This window comes from Deinococcus seoulensis, assembly GCF_014648115.1.
Lineage (GTDB): Bacteria > Deinococcota > Deinococci > Deinococcales > Deinococcaceae > Deinococcus > Deinococcus seoulensis.
Window position 1 is genome coordinate 87854 of record NZ_BMQM01000002.1, and the last position, 15086, is coordinate 102939.

Genomic DNA, 15086 nt, shown 5'->3' on the forward strand with positions numbered 1-15086 from the left:
TAGGAGACGGGCACGTCAGGCGAAGACCATCGACGGTCTGCGCTGACCGGGGTAGACAGGAAAGGCGAGGGAGGTCCCCGCCACACCCCGGTCGCTGTTCCCTTCGTTTTACCGTTGAACTGCGCGTGACGCCCACGCCGGTCGTCATGCCCGCAGCGGCACCGGACCACAGGGTCGGGATATCTGGGTTTCAAAGGAGTTGGTTGTTTTGGATTTTGCGACGTTGTTGACCTTTCTGGTGGGTGTGATCACGGGCGGGCTGGTGCTCGGCTTCGTGTACGCCATCATCGCGCTGGGGTACACCATGGTGTACGGCGTGCTGCAGCTCATCAATTTCGCGCACTCGGAGGTGTTCGTCACGGGCGCCGTGGTGGGCTTCGAGGTCTTCCGCGTGCTGGCCCCGGTCGAGATGAACGGCTACCTGAAGCTGGTGATCGCGCTGGTCGCGGCCATGACCATCTCGGGCCTGCTGAACGTGGTGATCGAACGCCTCGCGTACCGGCCGCTGCGGAACTCGCCGCGCCTCGTGCCGCTGATCACGGCCATCGGCGTGTCGCTGATCCTTCAGGACGTGCTGCGGGTCATTGAAGGCTTCCAGGGTCGCTTCGACCTGACGTACACCCTGCCGAACGGGTTCTCCGCACCTTTCTGCGGCGCCGAGAGCACCTGCGCGCCCGTTGGGAAGTTCCTGACCGGCATCGGCGTGAGCCTGCAACTCAAGGACGTGATCCTGGTCGTGGTGTCGCTGCTGAGCCTCGCGGTCCTGAACTACATCGTGAACCGCACCCGCCTGGGCAAGGCCATCCGCGCCGTCGCGCAGGACCGCGTGACCGCCGGTCTGATGGGCATCGACGCCAACCGCATGATCAGCGCCACCTTCCTGATCGGCGGGGCGCTGGGCGGCATCAGCGGCGTGCTGTTCGGCATGAAGTTCGGCACCATCAACGCCTACAGCGGCTTCATTCCGGGCGTGACCGCCTTCACGGCCGCCGTGCTGGGCGGCATCGGCTCGATTCCCGGCGCGGTGCTGGGCGGGCTGCTGCTGGGCGTGCTGGAAAAACTGATCGGCGTGACGAACGTGTTCGGTGAGGTGCTGGGCATCGCGAACCTGGGCGTCATCGACGACTCGTACAGCAAACTGGGTGCCTTCATCGCGCTGGTGCTGATCCTGATCTTCAAACCCACCGGCCTGCTCGGCAAGAGCAACGTGGAGAAAGTATGACCGCCCCCACGTCTACACCCAACCCCTTCAAGAACCTCCCGCGCACCGGTCAGCCGGACCGCACCCTGCTGCTGATGGTGTTCTTCATCATCACCAGCGGCATCCTGCTGGCCTCACACAACGCCCCGCTGATGGAGTCCCTGGGCTCCCTGGGCAGCTTCCTGAAAAACCCCATCGTGGAAGCCCTGTTCGTCAGCCTGTTCCTGGCGAACGTCCTGTTCGCGTACCTGTGGAAGGCCGCCCCGTGGGCACGGATGCTGGTGGGCGTCGGCAGTCTGCTGTTCGTGCTGCCGCTTGCCGGCCGCGAGGACACCAGTCTGCTGGACCTGAGCATCCAGATCATGATCTTCGCGGCGCTGGCGCTGGGCCTGAACATCGTGGTGGGTCTGGCGGGCCTGCTGGACCTGGGGTACATCGCGTTCTTCGCGGTGGGCGCGTACCTGTGGGGCATCTTCGCCAGCCCGCGCTTCGCGGAGGTGCTGCGCTACTACGGTGAGAATCCGGGCGCCACGAACGCCGGGACGCTCGCCATCGGGCTGTTCCTGCTGGTCGTGACGGTCGCCAGTCTGGTGTACATCTCGCGCCTGACCGCCCGCACCGCCCCGACCGCCGTGTCCACCTGGAGTTTCCGACTGGCGAGCCTGGGTGCAGTCGCCGGGCTGACCCTGACCCTGCGCGCCGTGATGGTCCTGATGTCCGGCAGCGCCGACTCGCTGGAGGCCGGGATCAACCCCGGGTTCTTCTGGCTGTTCCTGGCCCTGAGCATCATGGCGGCCGCCATCGTGGGCGTCCTGATCGGCCTGCCGGTCCTGAAACTCAAGGGCGACTACCTGGCGATCATCACGCTGGGCCTGGGTGAAGTGATCCGCGTGCTGGCGAACAACCTGGACCTGTACTCGGCCGGGTCGCAGGGCATCACGCCCATCGGGACCGCGTCGGTTCCGTGGTTCAACGCGGCAGCGGGCGCGCTGGGATTCAGCGAGGATCAGCACTACCTGCTGTTCCTGTACGCACTGGTGCTGGTGGTGATCGGCGTGATCCTGCTCGTGAACGTGCGCCTGGACCGCAGCCGCATCGGGCGCGCCTGGATCGCCATCCGAGACGACGAGGTCGCCGCGCAGGCCATGGGCGTGCCCCTCATGCAGACCAAACTGATCGCCTTCGCGACCGGCGCGAGCTTCGCGGGGGTCATGGGCATGATCTTCGCCGCGAAACAGACGTTCATCAGCCCCGAGAGCTTCGTGCTGAACCAGAGCATCATGGTGCTGGCCATGGTCATCCTGGGCGGCATGGGGTCCTTCCCCGGCGTGATCCTGGGCGCGGGCGTCGTGACGCTGCTGAACCTGCGCATCCTGCCGGGCCTGGGCGAGGCGACCGCCAACCTGGGCATCCCGCAGGAAGTGAACCCCGGCCAGCTGCAACGCCTGATCTTCGGCGCGATTCTGGTCGCCATGATGCTGCTGCGGCCCGAGGGACTGCTGCCCAACCGGAGGCGGCAACTGGAACTGCACCACGAGGACCATCAGGAAGACGACAGCGCCCAGGGCAACGCCGGTGCGCTCGGCAAGGGCAGCGGCGACGTGTACAGCGCCGGGTACGCCCCGGCCAAGGAAGACGACAAGGCAGGGGGCAGCAGGTGAGCGGCAACATCCTCGAAGTGACGGGCGTCACGAAAGTCTTCGGTGGTCTGACCGCCGTGAACGACGTGACCATGAACATCCCCGAACGCAGCATCATCAGCGTGATCGGCCCGAACGGCGCGGGCAAGACGACGTTCTTCAACATGATCACCGGCATCTACGAACCCACCAGCGGCTCCATCCGGCTGGCCGGGCGTGAACTGGTGGGCCTGCGCCCGGATCAGGTGACGGAAGCCGGGATCGCCCGGACCTTCCAGAACATCCGGCTGTTCTCCAGCATGACCAGCGAGGAGAACATCATGGTGGGCCGTCACTCCCGCCTGAAAAGCACTTTCGTGGACGCCATGCTGCGCACGAAGCGATTCCATCAGTCCGAGCAGGAGGCCACGGACGCCGCGCGGATCATGTTGGACTTCGTGGGGCTGGGCCGGTGGCGCAACGAACTCGCCACCAACCTCCCGTACGGTGATCAGCGCAAACTGGAGATCGCGCGCGCCCTGGCGACCACCCCGAAACTGATCCTGCTGGACGAACCGGCCGCCGGGATGAACCCCCGCGAGACCGAGGACCTCAAGGCCCTGATCCGCCGCATCCGCGACGAGCTGGGCGTCACCGTGTGCCTGATCGAGCACGACATGCGCCTCGTGATGACCCTGTCCGAGAGCATCACCGTGCTGGACTACGGCTCGAAGATCAGCGAGGGCCTGCCGCATCAGGTCCGCAACGACCCCCGCGTGATGGAAGCGTACCTGGGCCGCGGCGCCGCCGCCGGCGAGTACGGGAAGGAAGAGCGTCCCCATGTCTAAGGCCAAACCCATGCTGGAACTGCAAGACGTCCACACGTACTACGACCACATCCACGCGCTCAAGGGCGTGTCCATGACCGTGAACGAGGGCGAGATCGTCGCCCTGATCGGCGGGAACGGCGCGGGCAAGACCACCAGCCTGCGCACCATCAGCGGCATGATGAAACCCCGCAGCGGCAGCCTGACCTTCGAGGGGCAGAACATCGCCGGGATTCCCGCGCATCACATCCTGAACAAGGGCATCAGCCACGTGCCCGAGGGACGGCGGATCTTCAAGGACATGACCGTCCGCGAGAACCTCGACGTGGGCGCGTACAGCGTCACCGACCGCGCCCTGATCGAGAGTCGCATTCAGGAGGGCTTCGGGTTCTTCCCGCGCCTGAAGGAACGCGAGGGTCAGCTGGGCGGCACCATGTCCGGCGGTGAGCAGCAGATGCTGGCCATTGCCCGCGCCCTGATGGTCAACCCGCGCCTGCTGCTGCTCGACGAGCCCAGCATGGGCCTGTCGCCGCTGTTCGTGGAAGCGATCTTCGACATCATCGTGAAACTGAACCAGGAACGCGGCACCACCGTGCTGCTGGTCGAGCAGAACGCGAACATGGCCCTGCAGATCGCGCACCGCGCGTACGTGTTGCAGACCGGCGAGATCAAACTGTCGGGCAACGCGGCCGACATCGCGCAGGACGAGAGCGTCCGCAAGGCGTACCTCGGCGACGAGTAACGTTCAGGCGCGACTGGGCCGACCCTCCGGGAAACTGGGGGGTCGGTTCGTCTATCCGGATGGAGAGGCTCCGTGTTTGCCGCCATCCACCATCCACCATCTGCGGCATCAGGTGAACAGCGGGTCGGGTAGGCTGGGTGCCGATGCGTCTCAAGTTGATTCCGGTACTGGCGGCCCTCCTCCTGAGCGGGTGCGCGCCGGTGCAGACCGTCGTGAATCCGACTCAGCTGCCCGCTGCGACCGATTTCGGAGCGCACGCGAACCCGATGGAGTGGTGGTACGCGAGCGCCTACCTGCCGGGCGATGGGTTGGCGCTGCACTGGGCGCAATTCCGGGTGCGTGACCCACGGGTGCCGGTGCCGCTGATGATCTCGCACGTGGCGGTCACGGACCTGCGAACGGGCGAGCTGACATTCCTGGAACAGTCGCCGGGCACGGGCGACGCCGCGTTCCCGCCACTGCGCATCCGGCAGGGCGCGTGGACGCTGACGCAGACCGGACCGGAACCGACCGCGCCGCTGATCCTGCAGGCCGGGCCGCTGGACCTGACCCTGACACCCCTGAAAGGGCCGGTACTGCACCCACCGGGGTACAGCGGCAGCGCGGACACCGGCGTGCTGTTCTACCAGGGGATCACGCGACTGGCCCTGGCGGGGTCCGTGAACGGCCGGGCCGTGCAGGGTCAGGCGTGGCTGGATCACCAGTGGGGGAACCAGATTCCGGGGCAGACGGCGCTGTGGGACTGGTTCAGCGTGCACCTGGAAGGCGGGCGGGACCTGATGGTGTACCGCGTGCGGCGGCTGGACGGGTCGGTGGCGCAGTTGATCGGCAGTGTGGTGGAACCGGACGGGCGCGTGCGGGCCGTCTCCGGGCTGCGGGCCGAGCCGGGAGAGGCGTGGGTCAGTCCGCAGGGCCGGGAGTACACGCTGGGCTGGCGACTGGTCTCGGACGAGTTCGACCTGACCGTGCAGGCCGTGCGGCGCGAACAGGAACTCCTGAGCCGCAGTACCCGCATCGCGTACTGGGAAGGGCCGATCGAGGTGACGGGCATGTGGGCCGGAGCGCCAGCCCGGGGGCAGGGAATGATGGAACTCGTCAGCGGGGCCTGGACGCCGAAGTAAAACAGACCTCGTGTCATACGGGTGCCGGGGGTGGAGTTCGGACAAGCACGGGGTCTGCGGTGGGTTCAGAAGTCAACGGGGTTACTGTTAATCATCCGCAATAAACTTGACACGATCGCACTCAAGTTTCAGAATAGTGGGAGATTGAACGTCCCTGATCCTCACCCCACGGAGGTCCACCCTTGAACCCTGAACGCTTCACCGAGGCCACCACCCAGGCCGTGCAGCAGGCGCAGACGCTCGCGCAGCAGAGCGGGCACCAGAACCTGACGCCCACCCACGTCCTGCGTGCCCTGACCGACAACGACACCGCCGCGCGCGCCCTGACCCTGGCGGGCGGCGACCTGACGCAGATCCGCGCCGCGCTGGACGCCGAACTGGCGAAACTCCCGCGCGTGCAGGGCGGCGGGGACAACCTGTACCTCGACCCGGCCCTGAGCCGCGCCTTCGGACGGGCCGACACCCTGGCCGGGCAACTCGGCGATTCGTTCGTGGCGGCCGACGCGCTGCTGCTTGCCCTGCGCGGCGAGTACCGGGGCCGGGGCCTGCCGACCGAGACCGACCTGAACCGCGCCGTGAACGAGCAGCGCAAAGGAAAGACCGTGACGACCAAGACCAGTGAACAGCAGTTCGACGCCCTCGCCAAGTACGGCACCGACCTCACGCAGCGCGCCCGCGACGGCAAGTTCGACCCCGTCATCGGCCGCGACGAGGAGATTCGCCGCGCCATGCAGATCCTCCTGCGCCGCACGAAGAACAACCCGGTCCTTATCGGCGAACCCGGCGTTGGCAAGACCGCCATCGCGGAAGGGCTCGCGATCCGCATCGTGAAGGGCGACGTGCCCGACGGGCTGAAGAACAAACGCATCGTCAGCCTGGAAATGGGCAGCCTGCTGGCCGGTGCGAAGTTCCGCGGGGAGTTCGAGGAACGCCTCAAGGGCGTCATCGACGAGGTGATCGGCTCGGCGGGCGAGGTCATCCTGTTCGTGGACGAGATCCACACCATCGTCGGGGCGGGCAAGACCGAGGGCAGCCCCGACGCGGGCAACATGCTCAAACCGGCCCTGGCACGCGGTGAACTGCACCTGATCGGCGCGACGACCCTCAGCGAGTACCGCGAGATCGAGAAGGACCCCGCCCTGGAACGCCGTTTCCAGCCGGTGTTCGTGGACGAACCCAGCGTCGAGGACACGATCAGCATCCTGCGCGGCATCAAGGAGCGCTACCAGGTGCACCACAACGTGGAGATCACCGACCCGGCGCTGGTGGCCGCCGCGCAGCTCTCACAGCGGTACATCACGGACCGGCAGCTGCCGGACAAGGCCATCGACCTGATCGACGAGTCCGCCGCCCGGCTGCGCATGGCGCTGGAGAGCAGCCCCGAACGCATCGACCAGCTCGAACGCCGCAAGCTGCAACTGGAGATCGAACGCGAGGCCCTGAAGCGTGAGAAGGATCAGGACAGCCAGAACCGCCTGCTGGACATCGAGGGCACCCTGAAGGGCATCACCGACGAGCTGGCCGACGTCCGCGCCCGCTGGGAGGGCGAACGGCACGAGGTCGCGGCGCTGCGCGAGAAACGCGAGTCGCTCGATCAGGTCCGCACGGACATCGAGAAAGCCCGCCGGGACTACGACCTGCAACGCGCCGCCGAACTGGAGTACGGCACCCTGCCGCAACTGGAGAAGGAAGTCACAGAGCTGGAACAGAAGCTCAAGGGCGCCGAGTTCGCGCACACCCAGGTCACGGAGGAGGACATCGCGTCCGTCGTGAGCCGCTGGACCGGGATTCCCGTGAACAAGCTGATGGAGGGCGAACGCGAGAAACTGCTGAAGCTCGAAGAGCAGTTGCATGGCCGCGTGATCGGGCAGGACCGCGCGATCGTGAGTGTCGCGGACGCCATCCGCCGCAGCCGCGCGGGCCTCAGCGACCCGAATCGCCCGCTGGGCAGCTTCATGTTCCTCGGACCGACCGGCGTCGGGAAGACCGAGCTGGCCAAGGCCCTCGCGGAGTTCCTGTTCGACAGTCAGGACGCCATGGTCCGCATCGACATGAGCGAGTACATGGAGAAGCACACCGTCGCCCGCCTGATCGGCGCGCCTCCCGGATACGTGGGCTTCGAGGAGGGCGGTCAGCTGACCGAGGCCGTGCGCCGCCGCCCCTATGCCGTGCTGCTGTTCGACGAGATCGAGAAAGCCCACCCGGACGTGTTCAACGTGCTGCTGCAGGTGCTGGACGATGGCCGCCTGACCGACGGTCAGGGCCGCACCGTGGACTTCCGCAATACGCTGATCATCCTGACGAGCAACATCGGCAGTCCTTTGATTCTGGAGATGCAGCACCGCGGCGAAGACGCCAGCGAGATCCGTGACGCCGTGATGGGCGAGTTGCAGGGTCACTTCCGCCCGGAATTCCTGAACCGCGTGGACGACATCATCGTGTTCGACGCGCTGACCGCCGCCGACCTGCACCGCATCGTGGACATCCAGATGCGCGGCCTGATCAAGCGCCTTGCCGAGCGCCGCGTGAGCCTGCACCTGAGCAGCGCCGCGAAGGACCGACTGGCGCAGATCGGGTACGACCCGGCCTTCGGCGCGCGCCCGCTGCGCCGCGCGATCAGCCGCGAGATCGAAACGCCCCTGGCCCGCGAGATCCTCCAGGGGAACGTGCCCGACAGCAGCAGCCTGAACGTCGACTACGACGGCACGAACTTCACGTTCCAGACCGGCGCGCTGAACTGAAGCGGCCACAGGCAGCGGCTCCCCCGGTAAAGGTGGGAGCCGCTGCCCGTTCGGGTCAGGCGAGGTGTTCGGCCAGCCTGTCCCAGGTTTCGCTGATGCCCTGGAGCATCCCCATGTCCATGACGGCCTGCAGGTCCTCCGGGCGGACGTACGTGGAGCGGCTGGTGACGCGGGTGCCGCCGGGGACGGCCTCGAAGGTCAGGTCGGCCAGCGTGGCGGGCATCTGGTCGTTCACGGCGCCGTGCTCGTCGCTGAAGTGGTCGGTGTAGGTCAGGCGGGTGGGCGCCTCGATGCGCTCGTAGACGCCCAGGCCCCAGCTCTGCATGCCGTGGAAGTCGCCCTGGGCGGGGTCGGTGCAGGTCATGCAGTAGTGCCAGCGGCCGCCGGGGCGCAGGTCCACGGTGCAGTGCGTCAGGGTCCAGCCGCGCGGCCCCCACCAGTGCTTCAGGTGCTCGGCCTGCGTGAACGCGGCAAACACGCGTTCAGGAGTGGCGGCGAAGGTGCGTTCCAGCACGAGGGTGCGGGCGTCTTCGATGCGGTGGTCGAGCGTGGCGTGCGTCATGGGGTACCTCCGGGTTCGGTGGGGTCGGGTGCGGGGTCTTCGGGCGGGAGGGTGCGCAGGTAGTCGTCCAGCCGGTCCAGCCGTTCCTCCCAGAGGGGGCGGTAGCGGGTCAGCCAGTCGTCGAGGTCACGAAAGGGCGTGGGGTTCAGGTGGGCGATGCGGCGGTTGGCCTGGGGTTCCATGTGGACCAGTCCGGCGTCCGTGAGGACGCGCAGGTGCTTGGACGTCTGCGGCTGGCGCAGGCCGAGGCGGTCGGCGATCTCTCCGACGCTGTGCGGCCGTTCGCGCAGCAGTTCGACGATCTGGAAGCGGTGCGGGTCGGCCAGGGCGGTGAAGGTGTGGTGGTTCAAGCGGCGCGTGACCTCCTTCTGATGCGTTCTGTTGTGCGCTTATTATGCCTCAATCAGAATATTCCTGTCAAGGCATGTAGCTTGGTGGAGGCAGCCCGGCTTCACCCCTCCCCCATCCACTCAGGGATGCAGCGCCGCTCCACCTGTCGCGTGGGCGTCCGGCCCTTCGATCTGCACGGTGCTGTGGGTGATGCCGAATCGGGCCGCGACCTCCTCCACCTCATGCAGGAGCGAGTCGTCTGCCGTCGGGGCGACCAGATGCGCCGTCAGGTTGTTCACGCCGCCCGTCACACTCCAGACGTGTAGGTCGTGTACGTCGTCCACGCCGGGCAGGGCGCGCAGCTCGGCCCGCAGGGCATCCAGATCCAGGCCGCGCGGGACGCCCTCCAGCAGGACGTTCACGCTGGCACGCAGCAGCGCCCAGGTGCGGGGCAGCACCCACAGGCCGATGCCTGCGCCCAGCAGCGGGTCCACCCACGTCCAGCCGGTGAAGCGGATCAGCAGCGCGCCGACGATCACGGCGACGCTGCCCAGCAGGTCCCCCATGACCTCCAGGTACGCCGAGCGCATGTTTAGGCTCTCGCCCTGCCCGCCGGCCAGGATGCGGGCGCTGATCAGGTTCACGATCAGGCCCAGCACCGCGACGATCAGCATGGGGGTGGCCTGCACTTCGACGGGCTGCGCGAAGCGGCGCGCGGCCTCCACGAGCACGTAGATGCCCACGGCGAACAGCGCCCCGGCGTTCAGGGCGGCGGCCAGGACCTCTGCGCGGCGGTACCCGAAGGTGCGCCGCGCGTCGGCGGGCCGCGCGCCCACCCGCAGCGCCAGCAGCGAAAGGGCCAGCGCCGCCGCGTCGGTCAGCATGTGCCCCGCGTCGCTCAGCAGGGCCAGACTGCCGGAGATGAACGCGTACGCGACCTCCACGAACAGGAACCCGCCGGTCAGCAGCAGCGCGAGGGTCAGCTGCCTAGCATTCGCGTTCGCGCCGTGGTTGTGGTCATGTCCCTCGTGCCCGTGCGCTGCGTGGTCGTCACCAGTGTGATCGTGCCCGGCATGGTCGGGAGCGGTGGAACCTCTTGTCATGCCCCGAGGGTCGCACCCACCGACCCACGGCAGGTGCGACCCCCGTTCATGTGACCTGCACGCAGGACAGTCGGAGTCGGGGTCAGTCCAACACGGGCACACCCCGCGCGGCGAGTGCCTGCGCGAAGGCGTCCGGATCGGCGGGCGTCAGGTAGTAGGGGGTGCCGCCCCGCTCGACGATCAGGCCGCCGCGCGTGTTGGAGGCGATGGCCTGCACGCTGCGGTACCCGGCCCCCGTGAAGGTGTAGTTCCCGGTGTAGTAGCCGGGCAGGCCCACTCCGCCGACCCGCAGGCCCAGCCCGGCGTCGGTGCGGCGCACGCGCAGTTCGCGGTAGGGCCACTCGAAGGTACCGGAGAAGCGGCTGATGCGCAGGCCCGTGTCGGTCAGGGTGTACGCCAGTCGGCGCGGAACCTGCGCGAAAAACGCCCCCAGTCCCACGCCCAGCAGGGTCAGGGCCACGCTGCCCGCCACCGGCAGGGGCTTGTCGGCGCTGTCGTCCGGGAGCCAGGCGGTCACGATCAGGAGCAGGGGCGCCAGCCACACCAGCGCCCGGAACCAGACGGGCGAGGTGGGCGGCGCGACAGAAATTGGGGCAGTCATACCCTCAGGTACGTTCGGCAGCCGCGCGGGGTTTCCGGCCGGACGCCGGGGCGCCGCCCCACACCTGCGCGACGGCCTCCTCGACGCTCTTCACGCCGTCCGGGTGGCCGTCCAGGCCGGGCGGGACGATCAGGCGGGTGTACCCGGCGCGGCGGGCCTCCTCGGCGCGGCGGATCGAGCCGGTCGTGGAGCGCACCTCGCCCGCCAGTCCGACCTCGCCGAACACGGCAACGTTGCCGGGCAGGGCGCGGCCCACCACGGCGCTGTAGATCGCCAGGGCAATGGCGAGGTCCAGGCCCGGATCGGGCACCTTCAGGCCGCCCGCGAGGTTCACGTACACGTCCAGGCCGCCCAGCGTCAGGTCCAGGCGGCGTTCCAGCACGGCCAGGACCACGTCCACGCGGCGCGGGTCGAGGCCCACCACGACCCGGCGGGCGTTCGGGTACGGCGTCTTGCTGGCCAGCGCCTGCACTTCCAGCAGCATGGGGCGCTGCCCGTCGATGGTGGCGGCGACGACGCTGCCCGGCACGTCCAGGGGCCGCTCGGCCAGGAACGCCGCCGATGGGTTCTCGACGGCGATCAGGCCCTCGCCGCGCATCTCGAACACGCCGAGTTCACCGGCCTGCCCGAAGCGGTTCTTGACCGAACGCAGCAGCCGGAACGACCCGACCGTCTCCAGGAACACGGTGGTGTCCACGATGTGCTCCATGACTTTCGGCCCGGCGACCGTGCCGTCCTTGGTGACGTGCCCGACCAGAACGGTGGCGGTCCCGGTTTCCTTCGCGGCGCGGGTCAGCAGCGCGGTGCCGTCGCGGACCTGCGCCACACCGCCCGGCGCGCCCTCGCCTTCCACGGTCACGGTCTGGATGGAGTCCACGATGCACAGCGCGGGTTTGTGCTCGTTCATCAGCGCGGCCACATGCTCGGCGCGGGTGTCGCGGGTGAGTTGAATGTCCGCACCCCCGTCCAGCGCCACGCCCAGCCGGTCGGCGCGCAGGCGGATCTGCTCCAGGGATTCCTCGCCAGCCACGTACAGCACCGTGCCGCCCAGTTTCGCCACGCGGTCCGCGACCTGCAGCAGCAACGTGCTCTTGCCGATGCCCGGTTCACCGCCGATCAGCGTGACGCCCCCGGCGACCAGCCCGCCACCCAGCACCCGGTCCAGTTCCGGAATGCCGCTGGACGTGCGCGGCTCCTCACGGCGGCCCACGGTGGACAGCGCCGTAAGTTTCCCGCCCACGACACCCCCGTACGCGCCGCCGCGCGAACCGGTCGCGGCGGCCGGGACTTCCTCCTCGAAGGAATTCCACGCCTGGCAGTTCGGGCAGCGGCCCAGCGGTTTGGCGCTGGTGTACCCGCAACTGCTGCAGACGTAGCTGGTGCGGGCTCTAGCCACGCGCGCCGGGGCGACCGTCTGCGCGCCAGTACATGCCGTTCGCCGTCGCGAGGTAATCGCCGTCCACCAGTTCCGTCAGCAGGAAACTGGGGTCCTCCAGGGTGCTGTGGTCGGCCAGCACCTGCTCGATCTGCCCCTGGTCGTACGACACGCCGGGTTCGAACAGGCCCGTCAGGTAGTCGAGGATGGCCAGCTGGTGCGCGCGGCGGCGGTCGCTGGGCCACCCGGTGATGCGGCCGTGTTCGTCCTGAAAGTCAACAATGCTTTTCGTCATGACCGTCATGCTAACCGCCCGGAGCGTCCCGCAGGGTGACGCGGAGCAGCCTGCGTGCCCGGAGACGCCCGGCGGCTGGCCCGGAGAGAGTGCGGCAGTCTCCCGCAGCGCAGGCCAGCAGAGCGGGACGCCCCGCGTGTGCGTGGGCGTCCCGGGGGGTAGAGGCTCTGGTGGTCAGGCCAGGATCTGGCGGGAAGCGGCTTCCTCGCCCTTCTCGAATTGCAGGCCGCTCTCGCCCAGCACGACACGCACTTCCTCGCCGTGATTGCTGGTGAGTTCCAGGGCCAGCGGGTCCTCGATCTCCTCGCGGACCAGGGTGCGCAACTGCCGGGAGCTGCCGACGGCATGCTTGGGGCTGCGGGCCTTGAGTTTCCCGACCAGCCACGCGGCGATGGCCGGGTCGAAGGTGACGCTCAGTTCGCGGCTGGCGAGTTCCTCGGTCATCTCGCCCATGAGTTGCTGCGCGACCCGCACCAGTTCCTCCTCGCCGAGGCTCTTGAAGCGGATGACCTCGTCCAGGCGGTCCAGGAATTCCGGCGTGAAGATGTTCCGCAGCGGGGCGTTGCTGTCCGGCGTGACCGGACTGAAGCCGACGGTGGGGTTCACGTTGAAGCCGGTGTTGCTGGTCATGATGATGATCGTGCGGCGGAAGTCCACGGTTCGGCCCAGACCGTCGGTCAGGCGGCCGTCGTCGAGAACCTGCAGGAAGGTGTTGTACACGTCCGGGTGGGCCTTCTCGATCTCGTCGAGCAGGATCACGCTGAACGGCTGGCGGCGCACGGCTTCCGTCAGGCGGCCGCCCTGCTCGTAGCCCACGTAGCCGGGAGGCGAGCCGATCAGTTTGCTGACCGAGTGGCTTTCCTGGAATTCGCTCATGTCCATGCGGATCAGGCTGCGTTCACTGCCGAACAGGCTGCGGGCCAGCGCCTTGGCCAGGTGGGTCTTGCCGACCCCGCTTGGCCCGACGAACAGGAAGCTCGCGGCGACGCGGGTGCGGCCGCCCAGGCCCACGCGGGCGCGGCGCAGCGCGGAACTCAGCGCGCGGATCGCGTCCGGCTGGCCGTACACCTGATCCTGCAGGTTGCCTTCCAGGTCACCGAGTTGCGCGGCCGTCTCCTCGGAGTAGATGCCGCCCATGGAGTTGATGACGCTCTCGATGTCCTCGCGGGTCACGTACGGTTCGCCGTCCTCGGTCTCCGCGACCGGCAGGCCGACGCTCATGTTCAGGCGCACACGGCTGGCGGCCTCGTCGATCAGGTCGATGGCCTTGTCCGGGAAGTTGCGGCCCGGCAGGCTCCGTTCGCCGATGCGCACGGCGAGTTCCAGCGCCTGTTCGGGGATCTGCACGCCGTGGTGTTCCTCGTACTTGGGTTTCAGGCCGCGCAGGATCTGGAGCGTCTCGGCGGGGCTGGGTTCCAGCACGATCACCGGCTGGAAGCGGCGCTCCAGGGCGGCGTCCTTCTCGATGTAGCGGTGGTACTCGCCGGTGGTGGTCGCGCCGATCACCTGAATCTCCCCGCGGCTCAGGGCGGGTTTCAGGATGTTCGCGGCGTCCAGCGTGCCCTCGGCGCCGCCCGCCCCGACCAGGGTGTGCAACTCGTCGATGAAGGCCATGACCTTGGCGTTGCGCAGCTCCTCGATGATCTGCCGCAGGCGTTCCTCGAACTCCCCACGGTACTTGGTGCCCGCGACGACGCCGCTGAGGTCCAGGCTGACCAGCCGCACGTTGTGGAGGTTGGGGGGCGTGCGCTTCTCGTGAATGGCGAGCGCCAGTCCCTCAACGATGGCGGTCTTGCCCACGCCGGGGTCCCCGATCAGGACCGGGTTGTTCTTCGTGCGGCGCGTGAGGATCTGCGTGACGCGGCGGATCTCCTCGCTGCGCCCGATCACGGGGTCCAGTTTGCCCTCGCGCGCCCACTTGGTCAGGTCGCGGCCGTACTCGTCGAGGAACGGCGTGGCGACCGGCTTGGCGGGTTTGCTGCCCGCGCCCTCGCCCTGCGCCAGGATGCGCCAGCGGATGGTGTCCACGTCCTTGGTGAGTTCCTGCAGGATGCGGAAGGCCACGCCGTCACCCTCGCGGATGATGCCCAGCAGGATGTGCTCGGTGCTGGTCACCTGGGCGCCCAGGCTGCGGGCCTCGCTGGACGCGAGTTCCATGACGCGGCGGGCGCGGGGCGTGATGCTGGGCGCGTCGTTCAGGCGGTTGCCCTCGCCCCGGCCGATGATTTCCTCCACGCGGCGGCGCAGGCCGTCCAGTGAAGCGCCGAACTCTCCGAGAATGCTGGCGGCGGTGCCGCCCTCGCGCATCAGGCCCAGCAGCAGGTGTTCCGGGCCGACCATCGCGTGGCCCAGGCGGTTGCCTTCCTCGCGGGCGTAATGGAACACGAGTCGGGCGCGGTCGTCGTATCTGTTCATGGGTGACCCCCAGGGGCGGAAAGCGCGGCCGTCACGGGCTCATCACGGGCGGGCCGTGACACGCTGAAACAGCGGCGCCGGGTGAACGGCTGAAACGGGAACAACGAACTGCCGCGACTGGACAGAACGCTCGGTGCCTGGTGGACAGCCTGAG

13 protein-coding genes are annotated in these 15086 nt (G+C 68.3%); 6 read left to right on the forward strand and 7 right to left on the reverse strand.

From position 1 onward, the window contains the following. The first annotated feature begins 208 nt into the window (after positions 1-208). The 6 genes from IEY70_RS02250 to clpB all read left to right on the forward strand — a co-directional run bounded on the left by IEY70_RS02250 (position 209) and on the right by clpB (position 8251). Positions 209-1222, forward strand: a complete 1014-nt coding sequence (locus IEY70_RS02250) for a branched-chain amino acid ABC transporter permease (RefSeq protein WP_078302740.1) — start codon at positions 209-211, stop codon at positions 1220-1222. Continuing rightward, a complete protein-coding gene (locus IEY70_RS02255) occupies positions 1219-2862 on the forward strand; it encodes a branched-chain amino acid ABC transporter permease (protein WP_189063367.1) in 1644 nt (547 codons plus the stop codon). The genes IEY70_RS02250 and IEY70_RS02255 overlap by 4 nt, the downstream gene beginning before the upstream one ends. After that, a complete protein-coding gene (locus tag IEY70_RS02260; RefSeq protein WP_229777563.1) occupies positions 2859-3668 on the forward strand; it encodes an ABC transporter ATP-binding protein in 810 nt (269 codons plus the stop codon). Before IEY70_RS02255 ends, IEY70_RS02260 begins: the two co-directional genes overlap by 4 nt. After that, a complete protein-coding gene (locus IEY70_RS02265) occupies positions 3661-4389 on the forward strand; it encodes an ABC transporter ATP-binding protein (protein WP_229777564.1) in 729 nt (242 codons plus the stop codon). The genes IEY70_RS02260 and IEY70_RS02265 overlap by 8 nt, the downstream gene beginning before the upstream one ends. 143 nt (positions 4390-4532) lie before the next feature. Then, entirely contained in the window at positions 4533-5510 is a 978-nt protein-coding gene (locus tag IEY70_RS02270) for a lipocalin-like domain-containing protein (protein ID WP_189063368.1), read from the forward strand. Positions 5511-5692: 182 nt separating this feature from the next. Next, positions 5693-8251 (forward strand): ATP-dependent chaperone ClpB, encoded by a 2559-nt coding sequence (gene clpB, locus IEY70_RS02275; RefSeq protein WP_189063369.1) that lies wholly within the window; start codon positions 5693-5695, stop codon positions 8249-8251. Positions 8252-8306: 55 nt separating this feature from the next. On the opposite strand, the gene IEY70_RS02280 is transcribed toward clpB, so the two are convergent. The 7 genes from IEY70_RS02280 to IEY70_RS02310 all read right to left on the reverse strand — a co-directional run bounded on the left by IEY70_RS02280 (position 8307) and on the right by IEY70_RS02310 (position 14932). Further along, positions 8307-8813, reverse strand: a complete 507-nt coding sequence (locus tag IEY70_RS02280) for an SRPBCC family protein (protein ID WP_189063370.1) — start codon at positions 8811-8813, stop codon at positions 8307-8309. Further along, positions 8810-9163 (reverse strand): ArsR/SmtB family transcription factor, encoded by a 354-nt coding sequence (locus IEY70_RS02285; protein ID WP_189063371.1) that lies wholly within the window; start codon positions 9161-9163, stop codon positions 8810-8812. Before IEY70_RS02285 ends, IEY70_RS02280 begins: the two co-directional genes overlap by 4 nt. Before the next feature lie 120 nt (positions 9164-9283). Next, entirely contained in the window at positions 9284-10246 is a 963-nt protein-coding gene (locus tag IEY70_RS02290) for a cation diffusion facilitator family transporter (protein ID WP_189063372.1), read from the reverse strand. Between the two features lie 82 nt (positions 10247-10328). After that, positions 10329-10847 (reverse strand): PH domain-containing protein, encoded by a 519-nt coding sequence (locus IEY70_RS02295; protein ID WP_189063373.1) that lies wholly within the window; start codon positions 10845-10847, stop codon positions 10329-10331. Between the two features lie 4 nt (positions 10848-10851). After that, positions 10852-12243: a DNA repair protein RadA gene (gene radA, locus IEY70_RS02300; RefSeq protein WP_189063374.1), complete on the reverse strand. Its 1392-nt coding sequence runs from the start codon at positions 12241-12243 to the stop codon at positions 10852-10854. Then, the gene (locus tag IEY70_RS02305; RefSeq protein WP_189063375.1) at positions 12236-12517 is read right to left on the reverse strand and encodes a DUF2087 domain-containing protein; all 282 of its coding nucleotides are present in this window, start codon (positions 12515-12517) and stop codon (positions 12236-12238) included. The genes radA and IEY70_RS02305 overlap by 8 nt, the downstream gene beginning before the upstream one ends. Before the next feature lie 174 nt (positions 12518-12691). After that, the gene (locus tag IEY70_RS02310) at positions 12692-14932 is read right to left on the reverse strand and encodes an ATP-dependent Clp protease ATP-binding subunit (RefSeq protein ID WP_189063376.1); all 2241 of its coding nucleotides are present in this window, start codon (positions 14930-14932) and stop codon (positions 12692-12694) included. Positions 14933-15086 lie beyond the last annotated feature (154 nt).